At 42.1% G+C, this 22,251-nt stretch carries 18 protein-coding genes; 11 read left to right on the forward strand and 7 right to left on the reverse strand.

Going from position 1 to position 22,251, the window contains the following annotated elements; translation table 11 throughout:
• Positions 1 to 2: 2 nt before the first annotated feature.
• The 8 genes from hutH to PSF11_RS11525 all read left to right on the forward strand — a co-directional run bounded on the left by hutH (position 3) and on the right by PSF11_RS11525 (position 7,828).
• Complete coding sequence (gene hutH, locus PSF11_RS11490) at positions 3 to 1,535, forward strand: histidine ammonia-lyase (RefSeq protein ID WP_072502401.1); 1,533 nt, start codon at positions 3 to 5, stop codon at positions 1,533 to 1,535.
• A 206-nt stretch (positions 1,536 to 1,741) separates the two neighbouring features.
• Positions 1,742 to 3,139, forward strand: a complete 1,398-nt coding sequence (locus tag PSF11_RS11495; protein ID WP_014656287.1) for an amino acid permease — start codon at positions 1,742 to 1,744, stop codon at positions 3,137 to 3,139.
• A gap of 161 nt (positions 3,140 to 3,300) precedes the next feature.
• Positions 3,301 to 4,233 (forward strand): 50S ribosomal protein L3 N(5)-glutamine methyltransferase, encoded by a 933-nt coding sequence (prmB, locus tag PSF11_RS11500; protein WP_004921227.1) that lies wholly within the window; start codon positions 3,301 to 3,303, stop codon positions 4,231 to 4,233.
• A 74-nt stretch (positions 4,234 to 4,307) separates the two neighbouring features.
• Positions 4,308 to 5,405, forward strand: a complete 1,098-nt coding sequence (gene aroC / locus PSF11_RS11505; protein ID WP_004921225.1) for a chorismate synthase — start codon at positions 4,308 to 4,310, stop codon at positions 5,403 to 5,405.
• Between the two features lie 170 nt (positions 5,406 to 5,575).
• Positions 5,576 to 6,379 carry a TSUP family transporter gene (locus tag PSF11_RS11510; protein ID WP_014656286.1) on the forward strand — a complete coding sequence of 268 codons (804 nt, stop codon included), beginning with the start codon at positions 5,576 to 5,578 and terminating at the stop codon, positions 6,377 to 6,379.
• A 16-nt stretch (positions 6,380 to 6,395) separates the two neighbouring features.
• Positions 6,396 to 6,944 carry an elongation factor P hydroxylase gene (locus PSF11_RS11515; RefSeq protein ID WP_014656285.1) on the forward strand — a complete coding sequence of 183 codons (549 nt, stop codon included), beginning with the start codon at positions 6,396 to 6,398 and terminating at the stop codon, positions 6,942 to 6,944.
• Between the two features lie 29 nt (positions 6,945 to 6,973).
• Positions 6,974 to 7,246 (forward strand): YfcL family protein, encoded by a 273-nt coding sequence (locus PSF11_RS11520; protein WP_004921219.1) that lies wholly within the window; start codon positions 6,974 to 6,976, stop codon positions 7,244 to 7,246.
• A gap of 57 nt (positions 7,247 to 7,303) precedes the next feature.
• Positions 7,304 to 7,828 (forward strand): GNAT family N-acetyltransferase, encoded by a 525-nt coding sequence (locus tag PSF11_RS11525; protein WP_072502400.1) that lies wholly within the window; start codon positions 7,304 to 7,306, stop codon positions 7,826 to 7,828.
• Positions 7,829 to 7,963: 135 nt separating this feature from the next.
• On the opposite strand, the gene mnmC is transcribed toward PSF11_RS11525, so the two are convergent.
• Complete coding sequence (gene mnmC / locus PSF11_RS11530) at positions 7,964 to 10,018, reverse strand: bifunctional tRNA (5-methylaminomethyl-2-thiouridine)(34)-methyltransferase MnmD/FAD-dependent 5-carboxymethylaminomethyl-2-thiouridine(34) oxidoreductase MnmC (protein ID WP_272682824.1); 2,055 nt, start codon at positions 10,016 to 10,018, stop codon at positions 7,964 to 7,966.
• A 204-nt stretch (positions 10,019 to 10,222) separates the two neighbouring features.
• Between mnmC and fabB the strand changes: the two genes are divergently transcribed.
• Positions 10,223 to 11,437, forward strand: coding sequence for a beta-ketoacyl-ACP synthase I (gene fabB, locus PSF11_RS11535; protein ID WP_004921214.1), 1,215 nt, complete (start codon positions 10,223 to 10,225; stop codon positions 11,435 to 11,437).
• Positions 11,438 to 11,496: 59 nt separating this feature from the next.
• Here fabB and PSF11_RS11540 read toward each other — a convergent pair whose 3' ends face one another.
• From PSF11_RS11540 to PSF11_RS11555, 4 genes are all read right to left on the reverse strand, one after another.
• Positions 11,497 to 11,940: a hypothetical protein gene (locus PSF11_RS11540; protein WP_072502398.1), complete on the reverse strand. Its 444-nt coding sequence runs from the start codon at positions 11,938 to 11,940 to the stop codon at positions 11,497 to 11,499.
• Between the two features lie 177 nt (positions 11,941 to 12,117).
• Positions 12,118 to 13,635: a tripartite tricarboxylate transporter permease gene (locus tag PSF11_RS11545; protein WP_004921210.1), complete on the reverse strand. Its 1,518-nt coding sequence runs from the start codon at positions 13,633 to 13,635 to the stop codon at positions 12,118 to 12,120.
• A 10-nt stretch (positions 13,636 to 13,645) separates the two neighbouring features.
• Complete coding sequence (locus PSF11_RS11550; RefSeq protein ID WP_004921207.1) at positions 13,646 to 14,077, reverse strand: tripartite tricarboxylate transporter TctB family protein; 432 nt, start codon at positions 14,075 to 14,077, stop codon at positions 13,646 to 13,648.
• Between the two features lie 12 nt (positions 14,078 to 14,089).
• Entirely contained in the window at positions 14,090 to 15,064 is a 975-nt protein-coding gene (locus PSF11_RS11555; RefSeq protein ID WP_004921205.1) for a Bug family tripartite tricarboxylate transporter substrate binding protein, read from the reverse strand.
• A 291-nt stretch (positions 15,065 to 15,355) separates the two neighbouring features.
• On the opposite strand from PSF11_RS11555, the gene tctD reads away from it, so the two are divergent.
• Entirely contained in the window at positions 15,356 to 16,024 is a 669-nt protein-coding gene (gene tctD / locus PSF11_RS11560; RefSeq protein ID WP_004921202.1) for a transcriptional regulator TctD, read from the forward strand.
• Positions 16,021 to 17,439: a sensor histidine kinase gene (locus PSF11_RS11565; RefSeq protein WP_014656281.1), complete on the forward strand. Its 1,419-nt coding sequence runs from the start codon at positions 16,021 to 16,023 to the stop codon at positions 17,437 to 17,439. Before tctD ends, PSF11_RS11565 begins: the two co-directional genes overlap by 4 nt.
• Positions 17,440 to 17,497: 58 nt before the next feature.
• Here PSF11_RS11565 and PSF11_RS11570 read toward each other — a convergent pair whose 3' ends face one another.
• Positions 17,498 to 20,833 carry an SEL1-like repeat protein gene (locus PSF11_RS11570; RefSeq protein ID WP_072502397.1) on the reverse strand — a complete coding sequence of 1,112 codons (3,336 nt, stop codon included), beginning with the start codon at positions 20,831 to 20,833 and terminating at the stop codon, positions 17,498 to 17,500.
• A 393-nt stretch (positions 20,834 to 21,226) separates the two neighbouring features.
• Positions 21,227 to 22,156: a DMT family transporter gene (locus PSF11_RS11575; protein ID WP_014656279.1), complete on the reverse strand. Its 930-nt coding sequence runs from the start codon at positions 22,154 to 22,156 to the stop codon at positions 21,227 to 21,229.
• Between the last annotated feature and the right edge of the window lie 95 nt (positions 22,157 to 22,251).

The raw sequence follows: 22,251 nt of genomic DNA on the forward strand, positions 1-22,251 counted from the left end.
GCATGACTAAGTTAACTATCCATCCAGGAAAAATGTCACTGAATGATTTGCGTATTGTGCTTGCACAGCCTGTAACGGTTGCTCTCGATAAACGCTCTCATTTGGCAATCGAAAAAAGTGTGGCAACGGTAAATAAGATTATTGCTGAAGATAAGACGGCATACGGTATTAATACAGGATTCGGTTTATTAGCCAATACCCGAATCGCTGCAAAAGATCTGCAATCGCTGCAACGCTCTATTGTGATGTCACATGCAGCAGGCGTGGGTGAACCGCTTGATGACGAATTGGTTCGTCTGATTATGGTTTTAAAAATTAATAGTTTAGCTCGTGGCTTCTCTGGTATTCGATTAGAAGTGATTGAAGCCCTAATTGCGTTAGTGAATCACCAAGTTTATCCCTTTATTCCTGCTAAAGGTTCAGTTGGTGCCTCTGGTGATTTAGCACCTTTAGCGCATATGAGTTTGCTGCTACTTGGTGAAGGGAAAGCACGCTATCAAGGTAAATGGCTCAGCGCTAAATCGGCACTTGAAAAAGCAGGGCTAAAACCGTTGAAACTGGAAGCGAAAGAAGGTCTAGCACTATTAAACGGCACCCAAGTATCAACGGCGTTTGCGCTAAAAGGGTTATTTGAAGCTGAGAACTTGCTGCTAAGCGGTATTGTTTGTGGCTCTCTGAGTGTGGAAGCGGCATTGGGGTCACGCAAACCATTTGATGCGCGCGTCCACGAGGTGCGTGGTCAAAAAGGGCAAATTGATGTTGCAAGACTATTTCGTGAGGTGTTAACACCAACGAGTGAGTTGGCTCAATCTCATGAAAATTGCGTTAAAGTACAAGACCCTTATTCGTTACGTTGCCAGCCTCAAGTGATGGGGGCCTGTTTGACGCAAATTCGTCAAGCGGCTGAGGTAATTTTAATCGAGTCGAATGCTGTTTCTGACAACCCATTAGTCTTTACTGATAATGGTGACATTATCTCTGGCGGTAACTTCCACGCGGAGCCAGTGGCAATGGCTGCGGACAACATCGCGCTTGCTTTAGCCGAAATCGGTGCAATGTCTGAACGACGTATTGCGTTATTGATGGATACGCACATGTCTCAATTGCCACCATTCCTCGTTAATAATGGCGGGGTCAACTCTGGTTTTATGATTGCTCAGGTAACTGCGGCAGCATTGGCGAGTGAAAATAAAGCATTAGCACACCCATCCAGTGTTGATAGTTTACCGACCTCGGCAAACCAAGAGGACCATGTCTCTATGGCGCCAGCAGCAGGCCGCCGCTTGTGGGAAATGGCAAAAAATGTGACAGGCATTTTAGCCATTGAATGGTTATCGGCATGTCAAGGGATCGACTTCCGTGAGGGCTTAAAATCAAGCGAGGTATTAGAAAAAGCCCGTCACATATTGCGTGATAAAGTCGCGTATTATGATAAAGACCGCTATTTTGCCCCTGATATTGATGCGGCAATTCAGCTCATTACGGAACAAAAGCTATCAACATTGTTCCCTGAAAACTCGGTTTTTCCTAAATAATACATCACGCAAATAATAAGCGGTCGGCAATGTATCGGCCGCTTGTAGTATTTATCTGCACGACCATTATTAAAAATAGTACCCATTAATCTTCAAGCGACATGAGAGATAGATATCTGTCTGTCACCTTAGTGAGCTTGTGTCTACTCATCATTCTGATAAGTAGCTTGAATGATTTAGGGTATATAAAAAACGAAGGATAAATCATGCAAAGCACAACAAAACTTACGCGTGGACTTTCTGCGCGTCACATCCGGTTTATGGCCCTCGGGGCAGCGATTGGTACAGGTCTTTTTTATGGTTCAGCAAAAGCGATTGAAACGGCAGGCCCTGCGGTTTTAATTGCTTATATTATTGGTGGCGCGGCGGTTTTTATGGTGATGCGCGCCCTAGGGGAAATGGCGGTACATAATCCCCTTGCTGGCTCCTTCTCACAGTATGCAAGTCACTATTTAGGTCCACGAGCAGGTTTTTTTGCTGGTTGGACATATGTTTTTGAAATGCTCATTGTCTGCTTAGCAGACGTCACCGCATTTGGTTTTTATATGAAGCTCTGGTTTCCTGAGGTCGCTCAGTGGATCTGGGTTTTGAGTATCATCTGTTTTATCGGGGCAATTAACCTTTGTCATGTAAAAGTATTTGGTGAAATGGAGTTCTGGCTCTCTATCATCAAAATTGTTGCAATTATCGCGATGATCATCGGCGGTGCGGCGATTATGGTGTTTGGCTTTGGGCAAGCCTCTGAGCATGCAGTCGGTATTACAAACCTATTTGAGCACGGTGGCTTTATGCCAAATGGGATCGGAGGGGTTATCGCATCGTTTGCCGTGGTAATGTTCGCCTTTGGGGGCATTGAAGTCATTGGTATTACGGCAAGTGAAGCTAAAAATCCTGACGTAACAATTCCTCGTGCTATCAATGCGGTACCAATTCGTATCCTACTCTTTTATGTCTTAACTTTATTTGTCTTAATGTGTATCTACCCTTGGAATCAAATTGGTCACCAAGGCAGTCCATTCGTACAAATTTTTGATAGCCTAGGCATTGCATCGGCTGCAAACATTTTGAACGTGGTAGTGATCACCGCAGCAATCTCCGCTATCAACAGTGACATCTTTGGGGCGGGCCGTATGATGTATGGTATGGCACACGAAGGGCAGGCACCGAAAGTATTCACTAAACTGACCAAAAATGGTGTGCCATGGATGACCGTACTGGTGATGTCAATTATTTTGCTGGTTGGGGTGGTATTGAATTATCTGATCCCTGAAAAAGTGTTCTTAGTGATTGCATCGATTGCAACCTTTGCCACGATTTGGGTATGGCTGATGATCTTGGTATCACAGGTAGCCATGCGCCGCAAAATGACGCCAGAGCAGGTGAGTAAACTGAAATTCCCTGTACCATTATGGCCAGTTGGTCCAGCACTTGCCATCATATTTATGCTATTTATCTTTGGGGTACTCGGTTATTTCGAAGATACACGTATTGCTTTATATGTGGGTATTGTTTGGTTGGTGATTTTAGCCGTCGTTTATGCACTGTGGGTTAAACAACCCAATGCGGAGACTGACGTAAATTACAACGCTGAGTCGGTAGAATAACGACTTATCCTAAGAGGCCTCCGGTTTAAACAGGGGGCCTCTTGACATTAAATAGCTTCCCCTCTGTTTTCCTCGCGATTTTATTGTATTAATCTGCTGATTTGTGTCTCACTTCGTGGCAAACTTGAACACTTTCGATATACAGTCTGGAGAAACCCTTCTTGGAAAAGATCTTCGTTGATGAAGCTGTTGCTGAGCTTCATACCATTCAGGACATTTTACGTTGGACAATGAGCCGCTTTAATGCTGCCAATGTTTATTATGGTCACGGTACTGATAATGCATGGGATGAAGCGTTACAATTAGTGCTACCAACGCTTTACTTACCTCTTGATGTACCGGATGAACTATTGACCTCGCGCCTGACTCCAACGGAGCGTCATCGTATCATTGAACGTGTATTGCGTCGTATTAATGAGCGTGTTCCAGTGGCTTACCTGACTAACTGTTCGTGGTTCTGTGGACATGAGTTCTATGTGGATGAGCGTGTATTAATTCCTCGTTCACCAATTGGAGAGCTTATCAACAACCATTTTGTTGGCTTGTTGGCTGATGAGCCGCGAACGATACTTGATATGTGTACAGGGAGTGGCTGTATCGCAATCGCCTGTGCGTATGAATTCCCTGAAGCGGAAGTGGATGCGGTCGATATCTCGACCGATGTGCTTGCCGTTACTGAACACAATATTGCGAATCATGGTTTAGAGCACCGCGTTATTCCTATCCGCTCTGATCTGTTTAGGGATATGCCTGACGTTAAGTATGATTTAATTGTGACTAATCCACCTTATGTTGATGCTGAGGATATGGATGATTTACCGGAAGAGTTCCGCGTTGAGCCTGAATTGGCGCTAGCGGCGGGAAGCGATGGTTTAAAATTGGTGCGTCGTATTTTAGCAAATGCACCACGCTTTCTGAGTGATGAGGGTGTATTGATCTGCGAAGTCGGTAACAGTATGGTACATCTGATTGAACAATACCCAGAAATTCCCTTTATTTGGTTAGAGTTTGAGTATGGTGGTGATGGAGTATTTATGTTGACGCGTGAGCAATTAGTTGAACATCATGCTCATTTTCAACTTTATATTGATTAAGAAAATATTGCGCGGCATTCTAATCAACCACAACATCAAAATAACAATCATGAAATATTAATTAGGAATTTGGTATGGCAGGAAATTCAATAGGGCAACTGTTTCGGGTTACCACTTTTGGGGAATCTCATGGCTTGGCTTTGGGGTGCATCATTGATGGTGTGCCACCAGGGCTAGCATTAACAGAAGCCGATCTACAAGGGGATCTTGACCGCCGCCGTCCGGGAACGTCTCGTTATACTACTGCACGTCGAGAGCCTGATCAGGTCAAAATTCTATCTGGGGTATTTAATGGTGTCACTACGGGAACCAGCATAGGCCTATTGATTGAAAATACCGATCAACGTTCTCAAGACTACAGCGCAATTAAAGATGTCTTTAGACCAGGGCACGCAGATTATACCTACGAACAAAAATATGGTCAGCGCGACTACCGTGGAGGCGGGCGCTCTTCTGCTCGTGAAACGGCTATGCGTGTTGCGGCTGGGGCAATCGCTAAAAAATACCTACAAGAAAAATTGGGGATCACGATACGTGCCTGTTTGACACAAATGGGGCCAGTGAAATGTGAAATCAAAGATTGGTCTATTGTTGAGCAAAACCCTTTTTTCAGCCCTGACCCTAGTCAATTAGAAGCGCTAGATGAGTTACTAAGAGGGCTAAAAAAAGAGGGAGATTCGATTGGCGCGAAAGTGACTGTCGTGGCTGAGAATGTACCAGCAGGATTGGGAGAGCCTGTATTTGACCGCTTAGATGCAGATATTGCTCATGCTTTAATGAGTATTAATGCTGTTAAAGGGGTTGAAATTGGGGATGGTTTTGGAGTAATTGGCCTGAAAGGGAGTGAAAACCGCGATGAAATCACTCGCGAGGGCTTCACTTCAAACCACGCTGGGGGCATTCTAGGGGGGATAAGTAGCAGCCAACCTATTATTGCGCATATCGCGATGAAGCCAACCTCCAGTATTACCGTTTCAGGTAAAACGCTAAATCGTGATGGTGAAGAAGTCGAAATGATCACCAAAGGTCGACATGACCCTTGTGTTGGTATTCGAGCCGTACCTATTGCAGAAGCAATGATGGCGATTGTATTGATGGACCACTATTTGCGTCACCGTGGGCAATGTGCTGATGTTATACCCACAATGAAACCATTTTCAGGATTGTCGTAAAGAGTGCGTAAGGGGGCATCGTCTCCCTTATTGTTAATATGAAGGTTTGGATGACGCCTCCTTAAAAATACCTCATCTGGGCAGTGATACTCTGTGGGCTTGTATTTGTTTATCAGCGGCAGAGTAGATTACGTATCGCCGTAATGGCAATTCTGTTACTTGGATTAAAAATGGATTGGCTGACTGTTGTTGCACCTGAAATTTATTTATTACTTTTCTGTGTTGCATTGTTCGCGGGATTTATTGACTCCATAGCTGGCGGCGGGGGGTTATTAACCATCCCTGCATTACTTTCTGTCGGTATAACGCCTGTTGAGGCACTTGCAACTAACAAACTCCAAGCAGTTGGAGGTTCGTTCTCATCGTCACTCTATTTTGTTCGACGTAAAGCGATTAACTTACGAGAGCAAATGTTCCCCTTTATCATGACGATCATTGGTGCCATGTTAGGCGCCATCTTGATCCAAATGATTAATACGGATTTTCTCAAACAGCTCTTGCCTATCATGGTTATCTGCGTTGGCCTGTACTTTTTGTTAACACCGTCAATTGGTGCACAAGATCGTAAGCAACGTATTAGTATGCCTGTTTTTGGGGTTGCTGTTGGTATGACGATGGGTTTTTATGATGGCGCATTTGGGCCGGGAACTGGGTCATTTTTAGCATTAGGCTATGTGTTATTGTTGGGGTATAACCTTGCTAAAGCGACTGCCCATGCTAAGTTACTGAACTTTGCCTCAAATTTTGGCTCTTTAATATTTTTTATTATCGGAGGTCATGTTCTTTGGGTGCTCGGTTTTGTTATGCTTATCGGCCAAATGGTTGGCGCAAGACTAGGCGCTCGCTTGGTGTTAACGAAAGGGCAAAAACTGATCAGGCCAATGATTGTGATCATCTCTTTGCTGATGAGTATTAAATTGCTCCATGACAGCCATGGCGATGCTATCAAAGCTTGGGTTGTTTCATTATTTTAAAATGATTTGAATTTCCATGATTAAACATCATTATCAGCAGTTGATTGATATTTTTGAACAGTGCTTTGGCGAAGAGTACAACACCAAATTGGTGAAAGGTGACGATGAGCCAGTTTATTTACCGGCCGATGAGCAAACACCTTATCATCGCATTGTCTTTGCACATGGTTTTTTCACCAGCGCACTGCATGAAATTTCGCATTGGTGCATTGCGGGAGAGGCAAGACGCCAGCAAGTCGATTATGGCTACTGGTATTGCCCCGATGGTCGTGATGAAAAAACGCAATGTGCATTTGAAGTCGTTGAAATCAAACCTCAGGCGTTAGATTGGTTATTTTGTGTAGCGGCTGGCATTCCTTTTAATGTCAGTTGCGACAATCTAGAAGGGGATTTTGAGCCTGACCGTATCGCATTTCAGCGCAAAGTACATGCCCAAGTGATGGAATATTTAGCAAATGGTATTCCTGAAAGGCCATTACGCTTTGTGAACGCGTTACAAACGTTTTACAATACTCCACCACTTTGTGCAGAAGACTTCCCTTATCCGGAAGATATTTTTGCCTAATGACACATTAACGAGAGTAAGGATTAAGCATGCTTGCGGATTTTGAAACACGCATACTGACAAAAATTGATGATATGGTCGAACACGCAAGTGACGATGAACTATTTGCGGGCGGCTATTTACGTGGGCATCTAACCCTTGCTGTCGCAGAGCTTGAACAAGAGAATGAAACCAGTGTTGATGCACTTTATCAACGTGTTGAAGAGAGTATTCAGCAGGCAATTAAAGGGGGAGAGCTCACCCCACCAGATCAAGTACTGGTTTTAGGTATGTGGAAATCCTTACTGGATGACGTGCGTTAATCACACACTATATGATTATTAAGAGGAGGAAGCTCCTCTTTTTTATAGGTTTATTTTATGTTTCATATTCGCCAAGCACAGCCGCGCGACGCAAAAAAACTCCCTGCTATCGAGCGCTCTGCCGCGCAAGTCTTTCGTGGTCATCATCAATTTGCTTGGATTGCTGACGATGAAGTGCAATCAGAGCAAGATCATCTACAGTTTATTCAGGACAATAGGGAATGGGTGGCGGTAGATAATGACGATCAGCCCATTGGCTTTATTAATGTCGACAAATTAACGCATAGCCTCCATATTGGTGAAATTTCTGTGTGCCAATCGTGGCAGGGTAAGGGCGTAGGTCGGGCATTAATTCAGCATATTCTCCATTATGCGTTACAACATCACTTTGACTATGTGACGCTAACCACTTTCCGTGAAATCCCTTGGAATGCACCGTATTATCAGCGTTTTGGATTTTCTATCATTGATGAAGAGGCTCTACCCACTGAGCTAGAAGAAATTCTACAACAAGAAATTGATGCTGGGTTTAATGCTGCTGATCGTTGTGCAATGAGGATTAAAACAGTCCGTCCGAATTAAGATAGCAGTAACTTACTGTTTTTAGACGTTAATAGCCGCATTGAACGAATGCGGCTATTTTTTGCTGTTCATTCATATCGCTTTTTAAGCGATAAAGCGCTCGATATTATTACGTCAATAGAGCACAGGATTCAGTTATTTTATGATGTTTTCTTGTAGCATCACTTTAACTTCACGGCCTTTGAGCAATTTTCTCACCCAAAAGCGGTTAGGGTGCAATGCGGCTAACGTTTCATCATCTAAAGGCAGTGGTTCATTAAAGATTTGTGCGGCGAGTAACTCACCACACAAAGGCGCGGTTGAAAGCCCTCGTGAGCCTAACGCCCCTAAGATAAAGAGATTAGGATAGGTTGGGGCGAGTACAATATTTGCCTGTTTTTCCATCTGTTCAGGTAAATTTTCATAAGCTGCCATTAATTGCGTAAAGTGAGGGATATTCCCCACTAGTGGCATATGGTCGCGGATCACACAGCGGATCCCTTGGCGAGCTTGTTGAGCAGAAACATCAACCTCTTCTGGCCAACTCACATCGGGCAAACTATTGAGCAGTTTTTGGCGATTATCTTGCTGGTCTACTTCACTGTATGCAAAATCTAAGTGGTTACGCTGGTAACTTGCCCCAATACAGTGCTGCTGGTTATTGGGATTTACTGGGGTTAAATAACCTTCATAGCATAATACATTGTTAAGTTGGCTTAATGATGGTGTCGTTGGGATATGACTCACTTGCCCTTTCACGGGGGTCACTGGAAGTTGTTGGGTTTGTTGAAACTGGGTAAGTAAATGACCATTAGCAATGACAACCGTTTGATGCAAATATTGTTGCTGTTTGCCGGAAACATTCGCTGATAAAGTCCACCCTTCCTCAGAATGCTGTAATTGCTCAACATCGTGATTAAAATGAAATTGAACGCCTTTTTCAGCGAGATAGCGCATAAGGCTTTCACATAATTGAGCGGGGCAAAGCCATCCCCCTTTAGCATAATGAATACCAGCATGGTTAACATCAAGACCTGCTAACTCGGTTAACTGCTCACGTGTCTTTGCAGCCGCGAACGCAGCAGGCCACTCAGTTTGCAGCATCGCATCAATCTTTTTGCGGCTTCTTTCATGGTAGGCTAGCTCAGAAACACCGCACCACTGGCTATCAAATGAGATCCCCGATAGGGAAAGATGATGATAAAAGCGGTGCGCATAAGGGAACGCACTGACGAAAAAACGCTCTAGAGGGTTATCACGCCCATTGAGAAGTGGGTAGACCGCCCCTTGGCGGTTGCCAGAAGCATTTTGTGCCACTTGTTGGTCTTTGCAATAGAGCGTGACGTTAGCACCGCGCTGATTTAAGGCATAGGCGGTGGTTAAACTGGCGAGACCTCCGCCTATGATAGCAACATCGGTTGGTATTGCAGCTGGCTGACGAGCGAACCAAGGTGTCATCATTTCGTCATGCTTATCCGCTAAGCTGCCTGTTAACATTTCCCGTTTACGACCAAAACCTTTAATTTTTTTGATAGTGAAACCCGCTTGTTGTAATCCGCGTTTCACAAAACCCGCAGAGGTAAAGGTCGCAAAAGTGCCTCCTTGGCGGGCAAATTTAGCCATTGCAGTGAACAGTTGTTCGCTCCACATTTGTGGGTTTTTAGAAGGTGCAAATCCATCTAAAAACCAAGCATCTATCTTATTGTTTAAATTGCTATTAAGTAGAGGTAATTGTTCATTTACGTCACCAAACCATAAATCAAGAATGATTTCCCCATTTTTTAAGATAATACGTTGGTTACCGGGTAGGGGATCAGGCCATTTTTCACAGAGCATTTGGGAGAGTGGATCTAGCTCAGGCCAACGGCTGTGGGCTGCTTTTAGGTCTTCTTGGCTGAGGGGGTATTTTTCAAAACTGATAAAGTGTAAGCGTTGTAGTTTTGCGTTGGGATGATTTTGCTTAAACTCTTCAAAACATTGGCATAAAGTAAGAAAGTTTAACCCAGTACCAAAGCCTGTTTCGGCAATAACACAGGTTTCAAAAGGATGTGTTTCAAAGCGCGTTGGAAATTGATTTCCTTGTAAAAAAACGTAGCGAGTTTCTTCAAGTCCATCTTGATTAGAAAAATAGACATCATCAAATTGTTCTGATACTGGCGTACCTTCATCATTCCAGCTAAGGCGGGCTGTTTGCACGGCTGACTTTTTCACACTTATGCCTGTTCTTATCCAAATAATCATTGAATTTTAGCGCCGAACAGGCATCAAGGCTACCTTTGAACAAAAATGTTATTATGTTCGATGAAAAAAAAATACAAATATTTACCCTGATCGGACTTGTTCAGCTTACAAGTGTAAGCTAAAGTGACAACCTGTAATCCCGTACTCACATTATTAAAAGACATGAGGTAATGAATGAAGCGTGCAGTCATCACTGGCCTGGGTATTGTTTCCAGTATTGGTAATAACCAGGAAGAAGTACTGGCTTCTCTGAAGGAAGGTCGTTCCGGGATCACTTTCTCAGAAGAATTCAAAGAGGCGGGGCTGCGTAGCCACGTCTGGGGTAATGTAAAAATGGATACTGACGGTCTGATTGATCGTAAGATCCGCCGTTTCATGAGTGATTGCTCAGTTTACGCCTATCTGTCTATGGAGCAGGCAATTAGTGATTCGGGTTTAACAGACGAACAAGTTTCGAATTTACGTACTGGTTTAGTGGTTGGTTCTGGCGGGGGCTCTCCGCGTAACCAAGTTGCTGGCTCTGATGGTATGCGTGCAAAAGGCCTTCGTGGTGTAGGCCCTTACATGGTTACACGAGCTATGGCATCTGGGATCTCAGCATGCTTAGCAACACCTTTTAAAATTAAAGGGGTGAACTACTCAATCAGCTCCGCTTGCTCCACTTCTGCACACTGTATTGGTCATGCAGTTGAATTGATCCAGTTAGGTAAACAAGACGTTGTATTTGCAGGTGGCGGTGAAGAGTTGAGCTGGGAAATGACCTGTGAATTCGATGCAATGGGTGCATTGTCAACAAAATACAATGATACTCCAAGCAAAGCCTCAAGAACCTACGATACTGACCGCGATGGTTTTGTTATTGCAGGTGGCGGTGGTATTGTGGTGGTTGAAGAGCTTGAGCACGCGCTCGCTCGTGGTGCCCATATCTACGCTGAAATTGTTGGTTATGGCGCAACGTCAGATGGTGCAGACATGGTTGCCCCTTCAGGTGAAGGTGCAGTACGTTGCATGCAAATGGCTATGCAAGGCATTGATGGTAAGGTTGATTACATCAATACACATGGTACTTCTACCCCTGTGGGTGATACGAAAGAGCTCGAAGCGATTCAAGAAGTATTTGGTAATGACTCACCCGCTATTTCTGCCACTAAGGCAATGACAGGGCACTCTTTAGGTGCTGCGGGTGTTCACGAAGCCATTTATAGCTTATTAATGTTAGAGCATGGCTTTATTGCACCAAGTATCAACGTCGAAAACTTAGACCCTAAAGCTCAAGGGCTGAATATTGTTACGAAACCGACAGAGCAAGCATTAGAGACAGTTATGTCTAACAGCTTTGGCTTTGGGGGGACTAACGCAACGTTAGTGATGAGCAAATATAAAGGCTAATTGGTCTTTCACGCTATCAAATTAAAAGCGAGAACCTCGATTCTCGCTTTTTTTTATGGTCAATCACCGCCGTCGCCACCGCCACAATCTCCTCCACCTGAATCACCGCTTGAAAAGTGGCCACTATGATTATCGTCAGAACGACTTGTATGATGATGGCTGTCTGAATCACTGCTTGGTGATAAATAGGGCGGATGTGATGATGATGTATTTGACGGAAAACGGAACACATCTTTTTTAATATTAATCACTTTTGCTTTGTTATCCACTACGCCAATTGTAATGACACTGACATTCTTAGTGAGGCGTAGTACCAATTTGCCATCGCAATACAGATGGACTTTACCAACCGTTTTCGCTAATAGCTCACCATTATCTTTATACGTTATTGTGGCAGGATACTCGCTACTGATTTGGTATAGCTTATTGAATACAGTCACAAATTGATTATGATGAAGTGGCTTAGGCTGCCATTTAAAAAAAGCTTGTAACAATTTAAGCATAACAAATAATGTCGTCTAAGAGTGCTCACTGAGTATAAATAGGTAAAGGGAACATTGGCTGACTTGCTGAATGTTTAACGCCTTGTACTAAATACAATGTGATGCTCAGTAATAAAAAATGCCCCTAACTACCGGTCGGGGCAAAGTTTACAGAGAAATCGATGAGATAATATAAGCTTAATCCGAGAGGGTGGATGGTTGGTGTTGGCGCTTTTTACGTATTAATTTAATAATTGGTGGTAGAGCGAGAACAAGTACAGCCATTACCAGTAAGCATTGAGAAATCGAACTACTCCAAAGAATATCGAAATCACCATTACTGATAGATAAAGAGCGACGTAAATTTTGTTCCAACATCTCGCCAAGAACAAAGCCAAGGATCAACGGCGATAATGGGAAATTCATTTTCCGTAGGATATAGCCAAATATGCCAAGTCCCATCATGAGTAGTAAGTCAAATGTAGTACTGTGAACCGCGTATACTCCAACGGCTGATATGGTGGCGATTGTCGGTACTAAGAACCAAAGTGGCACAGAGAGCATGCGTGTGAATAGCCCAATTAATGGAATATTCATGATCAATAAAACGATATTGGCTATTAACAATGCCGCGACTAATCCCCACACAATATCCGGTTGTTCCGTGAACATGCCAGGACCTGGAGTAATGTTATACAGTGTTAATGCGCCCATCATAACGGCGGTCGTACCTGAACCGGGAACACCAAGGGTCAACATCGGGATAAATGAGCCACAGGCTGAAGCATTATTAGCTGCTTCCGGCGCTGCAACACCTCGTACATCACCGTTACCAAACTGGTTGTTAGCCCCACTGATTTTTTTCTCTGTCATATAGGTAATAGCACTGGCGATGGTAGCACCCGCGCCGGGGAGGACACCGACAAAAAAACCGATAAAAGAGGAGCGTAACGTAGGACCAGCACAAGCTTTAGCTTCTTTACGATTGAACAGCATACGGCCTGTTTTACGGATCAGCCCTTGGCCTGTTGCAGTTCCTTCTAACATCAATAGAATTTCACTAACGGAAAATAGCCCAATAACGAGCACAATAAATTGGATGCCATCCGATAAATTGACACTATTGAAAGTAAAGCGGTACTCACCAGAGTTTGCATCAACACCCACCGTGGCGAATGCGAGGCCAATTAATGCAGCCAGTAGGGATTTAACTGGGTTTTGGCTCATCATACTGCCAAGGCACGCGATGGCAAATACCATGAGCGCAAAGTATTCGGCGGGGCCGAACGCCAGCGCCCATTGTGCAAGTAATGGGGCGAATAGAATGATCCCGAAGATAGCGATGGTAGAGCCGATAAAGGAACTTACCGCTGAAATTGATAACGCCACCCCACCTTTACCCTGTTTTGCCATAGGGTAGCCATCAAGGGTTGTCATAATCGCGGCAGCATCACCGGGCACGTTTAATAAAATAGACGAGATTCGACCGCCATATTCACAGCCTAGGTAGACGGTTGCCAACAATATTAAAGCCGATTCAGCAGGCAGTTTAAGGGCAAAAGCAAGCGGTAAAAGTATTGCAACGCCGTTTACTGGCCCTAATCCAGGCAACATACCGACAACCGTACCAATAAAGCAACCGATAAGTGCGATCACTAGGTTTTGTGGAATTAGTGCCACTTCAAAGCCTTGTGAAAGGTACATCCAAGTTTCCATGGCTATCTCCTTAATTAAACAAGTTGCCAATTGGCAAAGTGACATCCAGTAGCTTGTCGAAAGCATAAAAAAGCGTGATACCTAATACTGGGCCGGAAATGATGGCAGCAATAGGTGTCGCGCCAAACAGCAACGCAATACTGATAGTCAATAGAGAGGTCGATAACGGGAAGCCTAGCCACTCAAATACCCAAGCATAGATAACCAATGAAAGGATGAGTAATACTAAGCGACGTAACACATATGCCTTAGGCCATTCAATCGCTTCTTGTTTACCAACAAGTAAGATGAATGCGCATAAAGCCATTAACGAAAGTATGGCTATCGGAAAAGGGCGGGGGCCAAGTGGTTCATAGGCGTATTCACTTTGTATCCCCCAGCCAATATAGAGGCCGATACCACACAATATTAGCCAGACAATGGCGAATATGCGTTGGCTCATTATTGGCCTCCGTTATTTCGCTAAGCCAAATGAACGAGCTTGTTCGCGGTATTGCTCGATCTCTTTTTTGACATAACTATCCAGCTCTTGACCTGTTAAGTTATATTCAAATAACCCGCGTAGCTCACGTTGTTTCTTGAACTCATCGGTTTGTTGGAGTTTTTTGAAGGCTTCAACCCATTGATTATAATCTTCATCTGAGACTTTTGGCCCCATATAGAAACCACGAATAATCGGCCACTCAATGTCGTAACCTTGTTCTTTCGCTGTTGGAATATTTTCAAGGCCATCACCAAGGCGCTTATCGGAATAAACGGCTAATACACGCACTTTCCCATCATTAAGGTAAGGAGCCATTTCACTCATATCACCCGACATGACTTGGATGTGATTACCTAACAGTGCAGTTAAAGTTTCGCCACCGCCTTCAAAGGCCACATAGCGCATTTTGCGCGGATCCACATCAATCTGTTTCGCGAGTAATGCCGTCTTCATCCAATCTTGGCTACCTACCGATCCACCAGCACCAAAGACGATACTGTTAGGGTCTTTTTTGAATGCTTCCATCAGATCTTTTAGATTTTTATAAGGAGAGTCTTCACGAACAGCTATCATGCCGTAATCACTTCCCACACTGGCGAGCCAACGTACATCATTTTCGTTGTAACGACCAAATTTCCCTTGCGCTAGGTTAAGCAGTGAGCCGCCTGAGAAAGCAACGATTGTGCCAGCTTCGGCTGGGCGTTGTGCAACGATGGCATTATAAGCCACCGCGCCAATACCACCAGGCATATAGGTAACACGCATGGGTTTTTCAATTTCTTTGGTTTCGAGTAGGGAAACTTGCACTAACTTACAGGTTAAATCAAATCCACCGCCGGGTTTTGCTGGTGCGATACATTCAGTACGCTCAGGTAGAGCCGCAGCTTGGTTAAGACCAGCAAAGAAAAGGGCAGCAGCGAGTGTCGCTAATGATGTTTTTTTCATTCTTTATTTCCTCACAAAAAAGCAGACAAAAAGAGATGTCATTGTTGTTTTTCTAATCATCATCATTGGCTTATAAAGCTTTCATTTACCTTTCATTAACAAATGAAGTTGTTTTTTTGTGATGAATATCAGATTGTTTATTATTAGTAGTTTTAACTTGTTAATTTAATGTTAATTTGTATTCATGTAATATTCTTGTGAGCCACCTTGAAAATATTGTGCTTAAGTATTTTATTTCTCAGGGGTTAATGCGAACGTATACTCAGTATTGAATGAATTGAGAGCATACAAATGAGAATATTATTGGTTGAGGATCATGACGAGTTGTCGTTATGGTTACAAAAAGCGCTTAGTTCGACCGGCTTTGCTGTCGATATTGCGAGTGATGGCGCGATTGCTGATCAATTATTACAAACAGAAAGCTACTCATTAGTGGTATTAGATGTGTCGTTGCCAAGGCTCAGCGGGTTAGAAGTACTTGCCCAAATGAGAAAACGGGGTCAAGAGATCCCCGTATTGTTGTTAACGGCAAACTCAGATGTCTCAGATAGGGTCAAAGGGTTAAATGCAGGGGCAGATGATTATCTCACTAAACCGTTTGATTTAGCGGAATTAGAAGCTCGGATCAGAGCATTATTACGGCGGAGCCAAGGGCAGGTGAATGAGCCACAACGTTTTGGTTCACTTTGCTACCATGAAGAAGGCTATTTCTTAGTGGATAAAGAGCCGCTGGCCTTAACACCAAGAGAATTCGCAGTACTTAATACATTATTTCATCGTCGTGGGCGGCCTGTCTCAAAGACACAATTATTCGAACAGGTTTTTTCATTGTCCGATGAAGCTAACTTACAGAGTATTGAATTGTATGTGCATCGAGTAAGGAAAAAACTCACAGGAACCGATGTCAATATCAATACGCTTCGCGGATTAGGATACCGATTAGAGCAGTGTAGTGTATGAAATTAGTCTCTCATCCACGCTCTCTCTTTCATCAGTTACTGCTCTTTTTCGGTATCCCCCTCATTATGTTGGGGGGATTCTCCGTTTATACTCACTATTACAGTGCCAAAAACGCGGCAAATCAGGCCTATGATCGGACATTATTGGCTTCGGCTCGTACTGTTGCCGAGCGGCTAAAGGTTGAAAACGGTCATTTGATTGTTGATGTTCCTTATGTCGTTTTAGACAGTTTCGAACGAAATATTAATGACCGATTGTTTTACCAAGTGATTGCGCCTAACGGTGAAACGATTTCTGGCTATGATGACCTACCTGAAATCCCCCCAAATTGGATGCGCTCTCAGTACTATACGGCGCTGGTCTATTTTTATGATGCCGAATATAAAGGTTTGCCTATCCGTGTGGCCACGTTTTATCAACCGATAAATGAAGGTGGCATGATGGGAATGGTGCAAATTCGCGTTGCTGAAACAGTCTCTTCGCGGCATGAGTTTGCTCGTCAACTATTAATATCCTCATTAATGAGCCAAGGTACTGTCGTGTTCCTGACATTAGTGCTGGCCTATTTATTACTGAGTAAGCTATTAACGCCATTGAAAAAGTTATCTCAGTTAATGATGGGGCGCTCCGCTAATGATCTCACACCTATTCCTGATATTCTGCCATGGTCTGAATTATCGCCACTCGTGGACGCCCTGAATCGCTATATTGAAAGGCTAAAACGGATGGTTAAACGCCAAGAGCGCTTTAGTGCCGACGCTTCTCATCAATTGAAAACACCTTTAACGGTACTTAAAACCCAAGTGTCGGTTGCCCTGAATAGTACAAATGAAGTTCAGCGGCAGCAAAGTCTGCATGCGATTAATAAAACCCTCGACAGTACGATTGTCTTAACTGATAGGTTATTGCAACTCGCGCGTTTAAAAGCGCATGAGAAAGAGGCTATTCGTCACTATCGCGCGATTAATTTAGTGGAGTTAGTCCAACAGGCTTGTTTTACACGATTGGGGCAAGCCGAAAGTAAAGGAATTGACCTTGGTTATGAAGGACAAGAGCAATCATGGATTAAAGGTGAGCCTATTTTATTGGCAGAAATGTGTGCGAACTTAATCGATAATGCCATTAAATATACCCCTGATAACGGTATTGTAACGGTACGGATATTATTAAGTGAAAACAAACAGCATACCATATTAGAAGTTGAAGATTCAGGACCCGGTATCCCCGATAAAAAAATCAGTCGCTCAATGGAAGCATTTACACGCTTAAATAATGCATTAGCTATGGAAGGATCAGGTCTCGGGCTTGCGTTAGTGAAAGATATTGCAATTTATCATGGTACCGACCTGCAATTATTGAAGGGAAGAGAACTCGGTGGTTTGTTGGCAAAGGTGGTGTTTCAAACTAGCCAGTGATAAGTCAGATGAGGGTATTAATATAATCAACATTAGCACCCTCATTGCTGTAATTAACTTATTTATTCGTATTTTTGTTATCAAAATAATCTTGTACACGTGTTTTGATCGCTTCACGTTGTACATCTGTTAGCGTATTAAACATGGTGACATTATCCGTATCTTTATTGAGAATTAATGCATAGTAATAAGCTTCATTGGTATTTCCGTTTAGGATATGTGACTCATAAAGTTTTTCTAAAGCAATTTCAGGTTCATATTTTAATAAATATTGATACATCTCAATTGCCTTATCTAGATCTCGCGGCATATCGTAAAAGCCTTCGAAATAGATATCAGCAATGCCGATTATATGTTCAGTAGGAAGAGTAAGCTCATTGATAATCTTCTCATCAGCACTTTCCCTCATATTGAGATATTTTTTGAGATATTGAGTAGTACGCTTAAGATTTTCATGATTGACATCAAGGTGAGCATAATAAAAATTATATAGATATTTAGCTGCTCTGATATCACCTTTTTCATAAGCCTTTTGAGCATAATCTAGAGCCTTTTGGGGATTTTGGGTTGTGTAATATTCTGACAATAACATGAGAACATCATCACGATTTTTAGACTGTGACTCCAATAATTCTACATACGCTTTCTCATTTATCGGGCGACGGAATATATAACTATACTGTTCGGTTCCATCTCTATAGGCAGTAAGTAAAGAGTTAAATGCAAGATCTGAAATGATAGGATCGCTTGAGCCTAATCCCTCATGTAGAAATTGAATCATAGACTGGTAGAGTTCAGGGTTTGCAGCGACTTTTTTATTATTTACAGCTAAAGACGCAAAGTGTACTTTAGAATATAAGTCATTTTTCAAGGTTCCCGCTGAGTACAATTCACGCTTTTTGCCATCATTCGTAATGATTTTATCAAGCGCAGGAATAATGATATTTAAATCTTTTTTATCAAGTAATTTGTTATACCAATAGGCCGCAGCAGTATGTTGTTGTTGCTCAATATACCAATGAGAAAGTTTTAATGTCGCATTAATATCATTATTTAAAGCCGGTAATACCAGTGTATTATAGCGAAGCAGTTCATCTTCCTGACAACATGCGAGAGGGTATTGTTTTAGCCACGAAATAGCTTCATACCAATTAGGTTCTGCGATCCAGCGATTTTTTTTATAATCATAAATACCATTTTGCAATGACCTAATATATGTGTAAGCAGATTCTTGATGGCCTTGTTCTCCTGCGGTTTTAAAAAATTGCCTCGCTTTTAAATGATCAATGCTGGCGCCCCGACCATATGTGTGTGCAACGCCTAGTTGATAATTAGTGGTGGCATCTTTATCTTTTAATGTATATTTCTCATCAAACTTATCCATTTCAGCGAGATAGCGCTCACCATCTTTACCTGATTTCTTCAATAATTCACGCGCTTTCGTTCGGTTCGCATTAACAAGGTGTAACCCATATAAATAATTTAAGCCTAAGGTGAGAGCAGCAGATTGATTCCCAGAGGCGATCTGCTTGCTATAATAGCCCATGATTTTAGCTCTGTTTTTTTCAAGCTGACCTTCATCCTCATAATAGGACCATAATTCATGTAATGCTTTAGCACTACCTAAGTTTGCTGCTTGATCTAGATATTTAAGCCACTTAACATTGTCTTCTTTTTGCCCATATTTACCAAATCGATAGACATCGGCTAGCCTGTGGGCGGCTTCGGCATCATTATTGTTGTATTGATTGAGTAGCTCATTGAATTTTTGTTGTTCTTTTTCAATAAGCTTCATATCGGATTCATAATTAAGAAATTCATAATTATCCGGTGTAATATGAATGCGCTTATAATATTTAAGTGCTTTTGAATAGTCTTTTTCGACGCCAAATTTACCATATTGGTAGCGATAACCAAGTTCGGCTAAACAGCGGTTACTTCCTTGGTCAGCGCATTTATTGTGCCACATCCAACGATCATCATTCGTTATCCCCGTGAGTTGGTCAAATCTATTATCATCAAAAAGAGTTCCGGGTAGACGGTCATCATCGACTTTACCATGAATAATAAACAGCATTGCATCAATGGAACCCAGTTCTGCGGCTGTAATTATGTCTTGATAATGTAATGCTAACGCCTTGTCATCAATTGTATTCTTGATGCTCATACGGTTAACATTCGCTATGGCATATTTAAACTTTGCGTCAGGGTTTTGCTTTAATAGAGGTTGAATAGCTGATTTTACTTGCTCATTATTAAGTGACTGTTCAACAAGAAATTGAATTGTTCCAGGATAGTCAAGAAAGTGTTTAAAGAGCAAGTTATAAGCGTTTTGACGCTCTATTGTGGTGAGATAATGATATTTTTGATCCGCTTTTAAAGTTGATAAAATAAGGTAGGCGGCTTGTTCTTTTTCGTGTTTTTCATATTTTATTAGCGCTAATGCATGATGTATATTCGCATCAGTAAAATAATGACTTGCTCTATTGTATAAGGAAAAAGCATATTCTCTATTATTAATCGGATCTTGTTCTAAAAGGTAGTCTGCATAGTAATGCGCTAAGCTATAATCTGGAAACAAGGCGGACTTATTTCTTTCAACACTTTCTCTGAGTATATCTATAACGAAATCTTTTCCAATTTCATCGGATACATCAAATTGAAAATAGAGTCGTACTAATGCATATTGACTATCTTGTACTAATTTATCATTCGTAATATTTTCTTGTAAAAGACTGATCGCCTTTTTTAAATTTTGCTCTGTACCTAGCGCTAGAGCGTACTTTTTTGCGAGATCATAGTTGATTTCTGCTGATGGTGAGATTTCACTAGCTTTTTGAATTAGTTCAAATGATTTTTCAGGATTATAAAAATGCTTTCTATAGTCTGCATAGAGGTTTCCTACAGTGATCAGTGTTTTTGGAGAATTCGGATATTTTTCTAGCAGCATATTGATATATTTTTTGGCTTGACTATCAAGATACTTCCCTGGTGCATTATAAAGGTTGGTTGATTGGTCAATCATTTCGATTAATGCATCTTGATGCCCAAGTTCGGCAGCTAGCTGAAGGTATTTTTGAGCCTGCAATTGATCGGGTTTTAAACTTTTTCCATATTTGTCACCATTATAGATTTGATACAGTAAATAAGCTTTTTTTGCATAATGATCGTCAACAATCATTGAAAAAATAGTAGGGAGATTAACCGTTGATGATAAGTCATTATTGGCACTTTCGGTCAGTGATATTAAATCCTTTTGGGGGGCATCGGATTGAGAAAATGCATAACTAGGTGATAGTGGTGATATCTGACTTATTGATGGAATAAAACTTAGGCTTATCAATGCAGTTAAAAGCACAGTCGGTGTTATCAGTGGCTTAATATTAGGGAGCATGGTTATCCTTTTTCATATTCATCATAAATCAAGTTGTACTATTATTTTAAACGCGATTACTTATATATTACCAATGCTAGTTTACAGTTGTTAACGCTTGGGGTATTAAAGAATAAACTGATCTTTTTCAGGAAAACCTGAAGCAAAAATTGCGTCAGGTTGTTTTAGCCAGCATGCCGTGATTTGCACGATATCTAACGGTAGTGGAATAAAAAATTTCCTTTTCCTGATAATATTAATTGCTTAGCGAATAACTTGTCCAAAACGGAATGTTTTGCTTATTTATATTTAGTTCAAACTATTCTAATTAATAGGTCATAATAAAAAACATAGCCCCACAAGTGTGGGGCATATGGATTACGACATTGCATTGCTTGAAGCTTAATTTTACTGCTAGGAGTCGTTTAAGCAATCTTTTTTCTGCTCAATTTTTTTCTTGCTCTTAAAAAGATGAGTCAGAGGGGTACGTAATTGCTGTGCTAACATAACACCTAATAATACCACGCCACCACCAATTAAATGGTAGCTTTGCAGCTCTTCACCGAGCGCAAAGATAGCGATGATTGCTGTAAATACTGGCGCTAAATTCATAAAAATCGAGGTCGTATTGGCGCCTAGGCGCATAACCCCTTGGATCCACAATGCAGGTGCGAGGATAGAGGCTGCAATACCCGCGAAGGCCACAAGACCAATGTTGTGACGGTTAAGCGACACGTCATCTGCCAATAAGAAATTGGGAATTAATAAAATAACGCCAAAGAAAACTTGTACATACAGTGAATCCCAACTTGATAATTGAATAGCCCAACGCTTAGTTAAGACGCCATATAAGGCATAAGCGGCAGAGGCAATCAACATCAACAGTTCACCGGTGCCTAATCCTTGGGAAAAGAGCGTTGCAGGGTTACCTTGGCTGACTAACCAAGTTAAACCCGCCAGCGATAACAGAGTACCGATAAAAATACCAACGGTTGGGATCACTCGCAGGACAAAAATACTGATGACAACGGTTAATAATGGGATTAAGGAGTTCATAATTCCCATAAAGGTTGCACTGACAGAATGAGCGGCATAATAGGCTAAGCTTTGGTAAAGCATCATACCCAGCGCCCCTAAAATGGCGAGTTGCCACCAATGTTTTCTGACTATCGACCAGTGACGCAAGACAGAGCGTAGCACAAATGGAGTCATGACAAGCAGAGCTAATGCCCAACGGTAAAAGGATATTGCGGCGGGATCGATAGCGGTTGCCGCGGCTTTATTCACTATCGCATTCATTGACCAAAGTAAAACCGCTATTAGCGGAAATAATAAATTTTTCATTAAAAGTTTCTCCCTAATGAGTGGCGTTAGTATACCGTTGTCAGATTTTTTATATATACTGATATCCAGACATTCGATAACGGTTTTCAGACAAC

The organism is Providencia sp. PROV119 (assembly GCF_028482435.1).
Taxonomy (GTDB): Bacteria; Pseudomonadota; Gammaproteobacteria; order Enterobacterales; family Enterobacteriaceae; genus Providencia; species Providencia stuartii.

Coding starts and splice junctions, on each gene's coding strand:
- PSF11_RS11540 (WP_072502398.1), bottom strand. CDS start 11,940: ATGCTTAAATTGTTACAAGCTTTTTTTAAATGGCAGCCTAAGCCACTT.
- hutH (WP_072502401.1), top strand. CDS start 3: ATGACTAAGTTAACTATCCATCCAGGAAAAATGTCACTGAATGATTTG.
- PSF11_RS11525 (WP_072502400.1), top strand. CDS start 7,304: ATGTTTCATATTCGCCAAGCACAGCCGCGCGACGCAAAAAAACTCCCT.
- PSF11_RS11570 (WP_072502397.1), bottom strand. CDS start 20,833: ATGCTCCCTAATATTAAGCCACTGATAACACCGACTGTGCTTTTAACT.
- PSF11_RS11515 (WP_014656285.1), top strand. CDS start 6,396: ATGATTAAACATCATTATCAGCAGTTGATTGATATTTTTGAACAGTGC.
- aroC (WP_004921225.1), top strand. CDS start 4,308: ATGGCAGGAAATTCAATAGGGCAACTGTTTCGGGTTACCACTTTTGGG.
- PSF11_RS11550 (WP_004921207.1), bottom strand. CDS start 14,077: ATGAGCCAACGCATATTCGCCATTGTCTGGCTAATATTGTGTGGTATC.
- fabB (WP_004921214.1), top strand. CDS start 10,223: ATGAAGCGTGCAGTCATCACTGGCCTGGGTATTGTTTCCAGTATTGGT.
- PSF11_RS11575 (WP_014656279.1), bottom strand. CDS start 22,156: ATGAAAAATTTATTATTTCCGCTAATAGCGGTTTTACTTTGGTCAATG.
- PSF11_RS11510 (WP_014656286.1), top strand. CDS start 5,576: ATGGATTGGCTGACTGTTGTTGCACCTGAAATTTATTTATTACTTTTC.
- tctD (WP_004921202.1), top strand. CDS start 15,356: ATGAGAATATTATTGGTTGAGGATCATGACGAGTTGTCGTTATGGTTA.
- PSF11_RS11545 (WP_004921210.1), bottom strand. CDS start 13,635: ATGGAAACTTGGATGTACCTTTCACAAGGCTTTGAAGTGGCACTAATT.
- PSF11_RS11520 (WP_004921219.1), top strand. CDS start 6,974: ATGCTTGCGGATTTTGAAACACGCATACTGACAAAAATTGATGATATG.
- PSF11_RS11555 (WP_004921205.1), bottom strand. CDS start 15,064: ATGAAAAAAACATCATTAGCGACACTCGCTGCTGCCCTTTTCTTTGCT.
- PSF11_RS11495 (WP_014656287.1), top strand. CDS start 1,742: ATGCAAAGCACAACAAAACTTACGCGTGGACTTTCTGCGCGTCACATC.
- PSF11_RS11565 (WP_014656281.1), top strand. CDS start 16,021: ATGAAATTAGTCTCTCATCCACGCTCTCTCTTTCATCAGTTACTGCTC.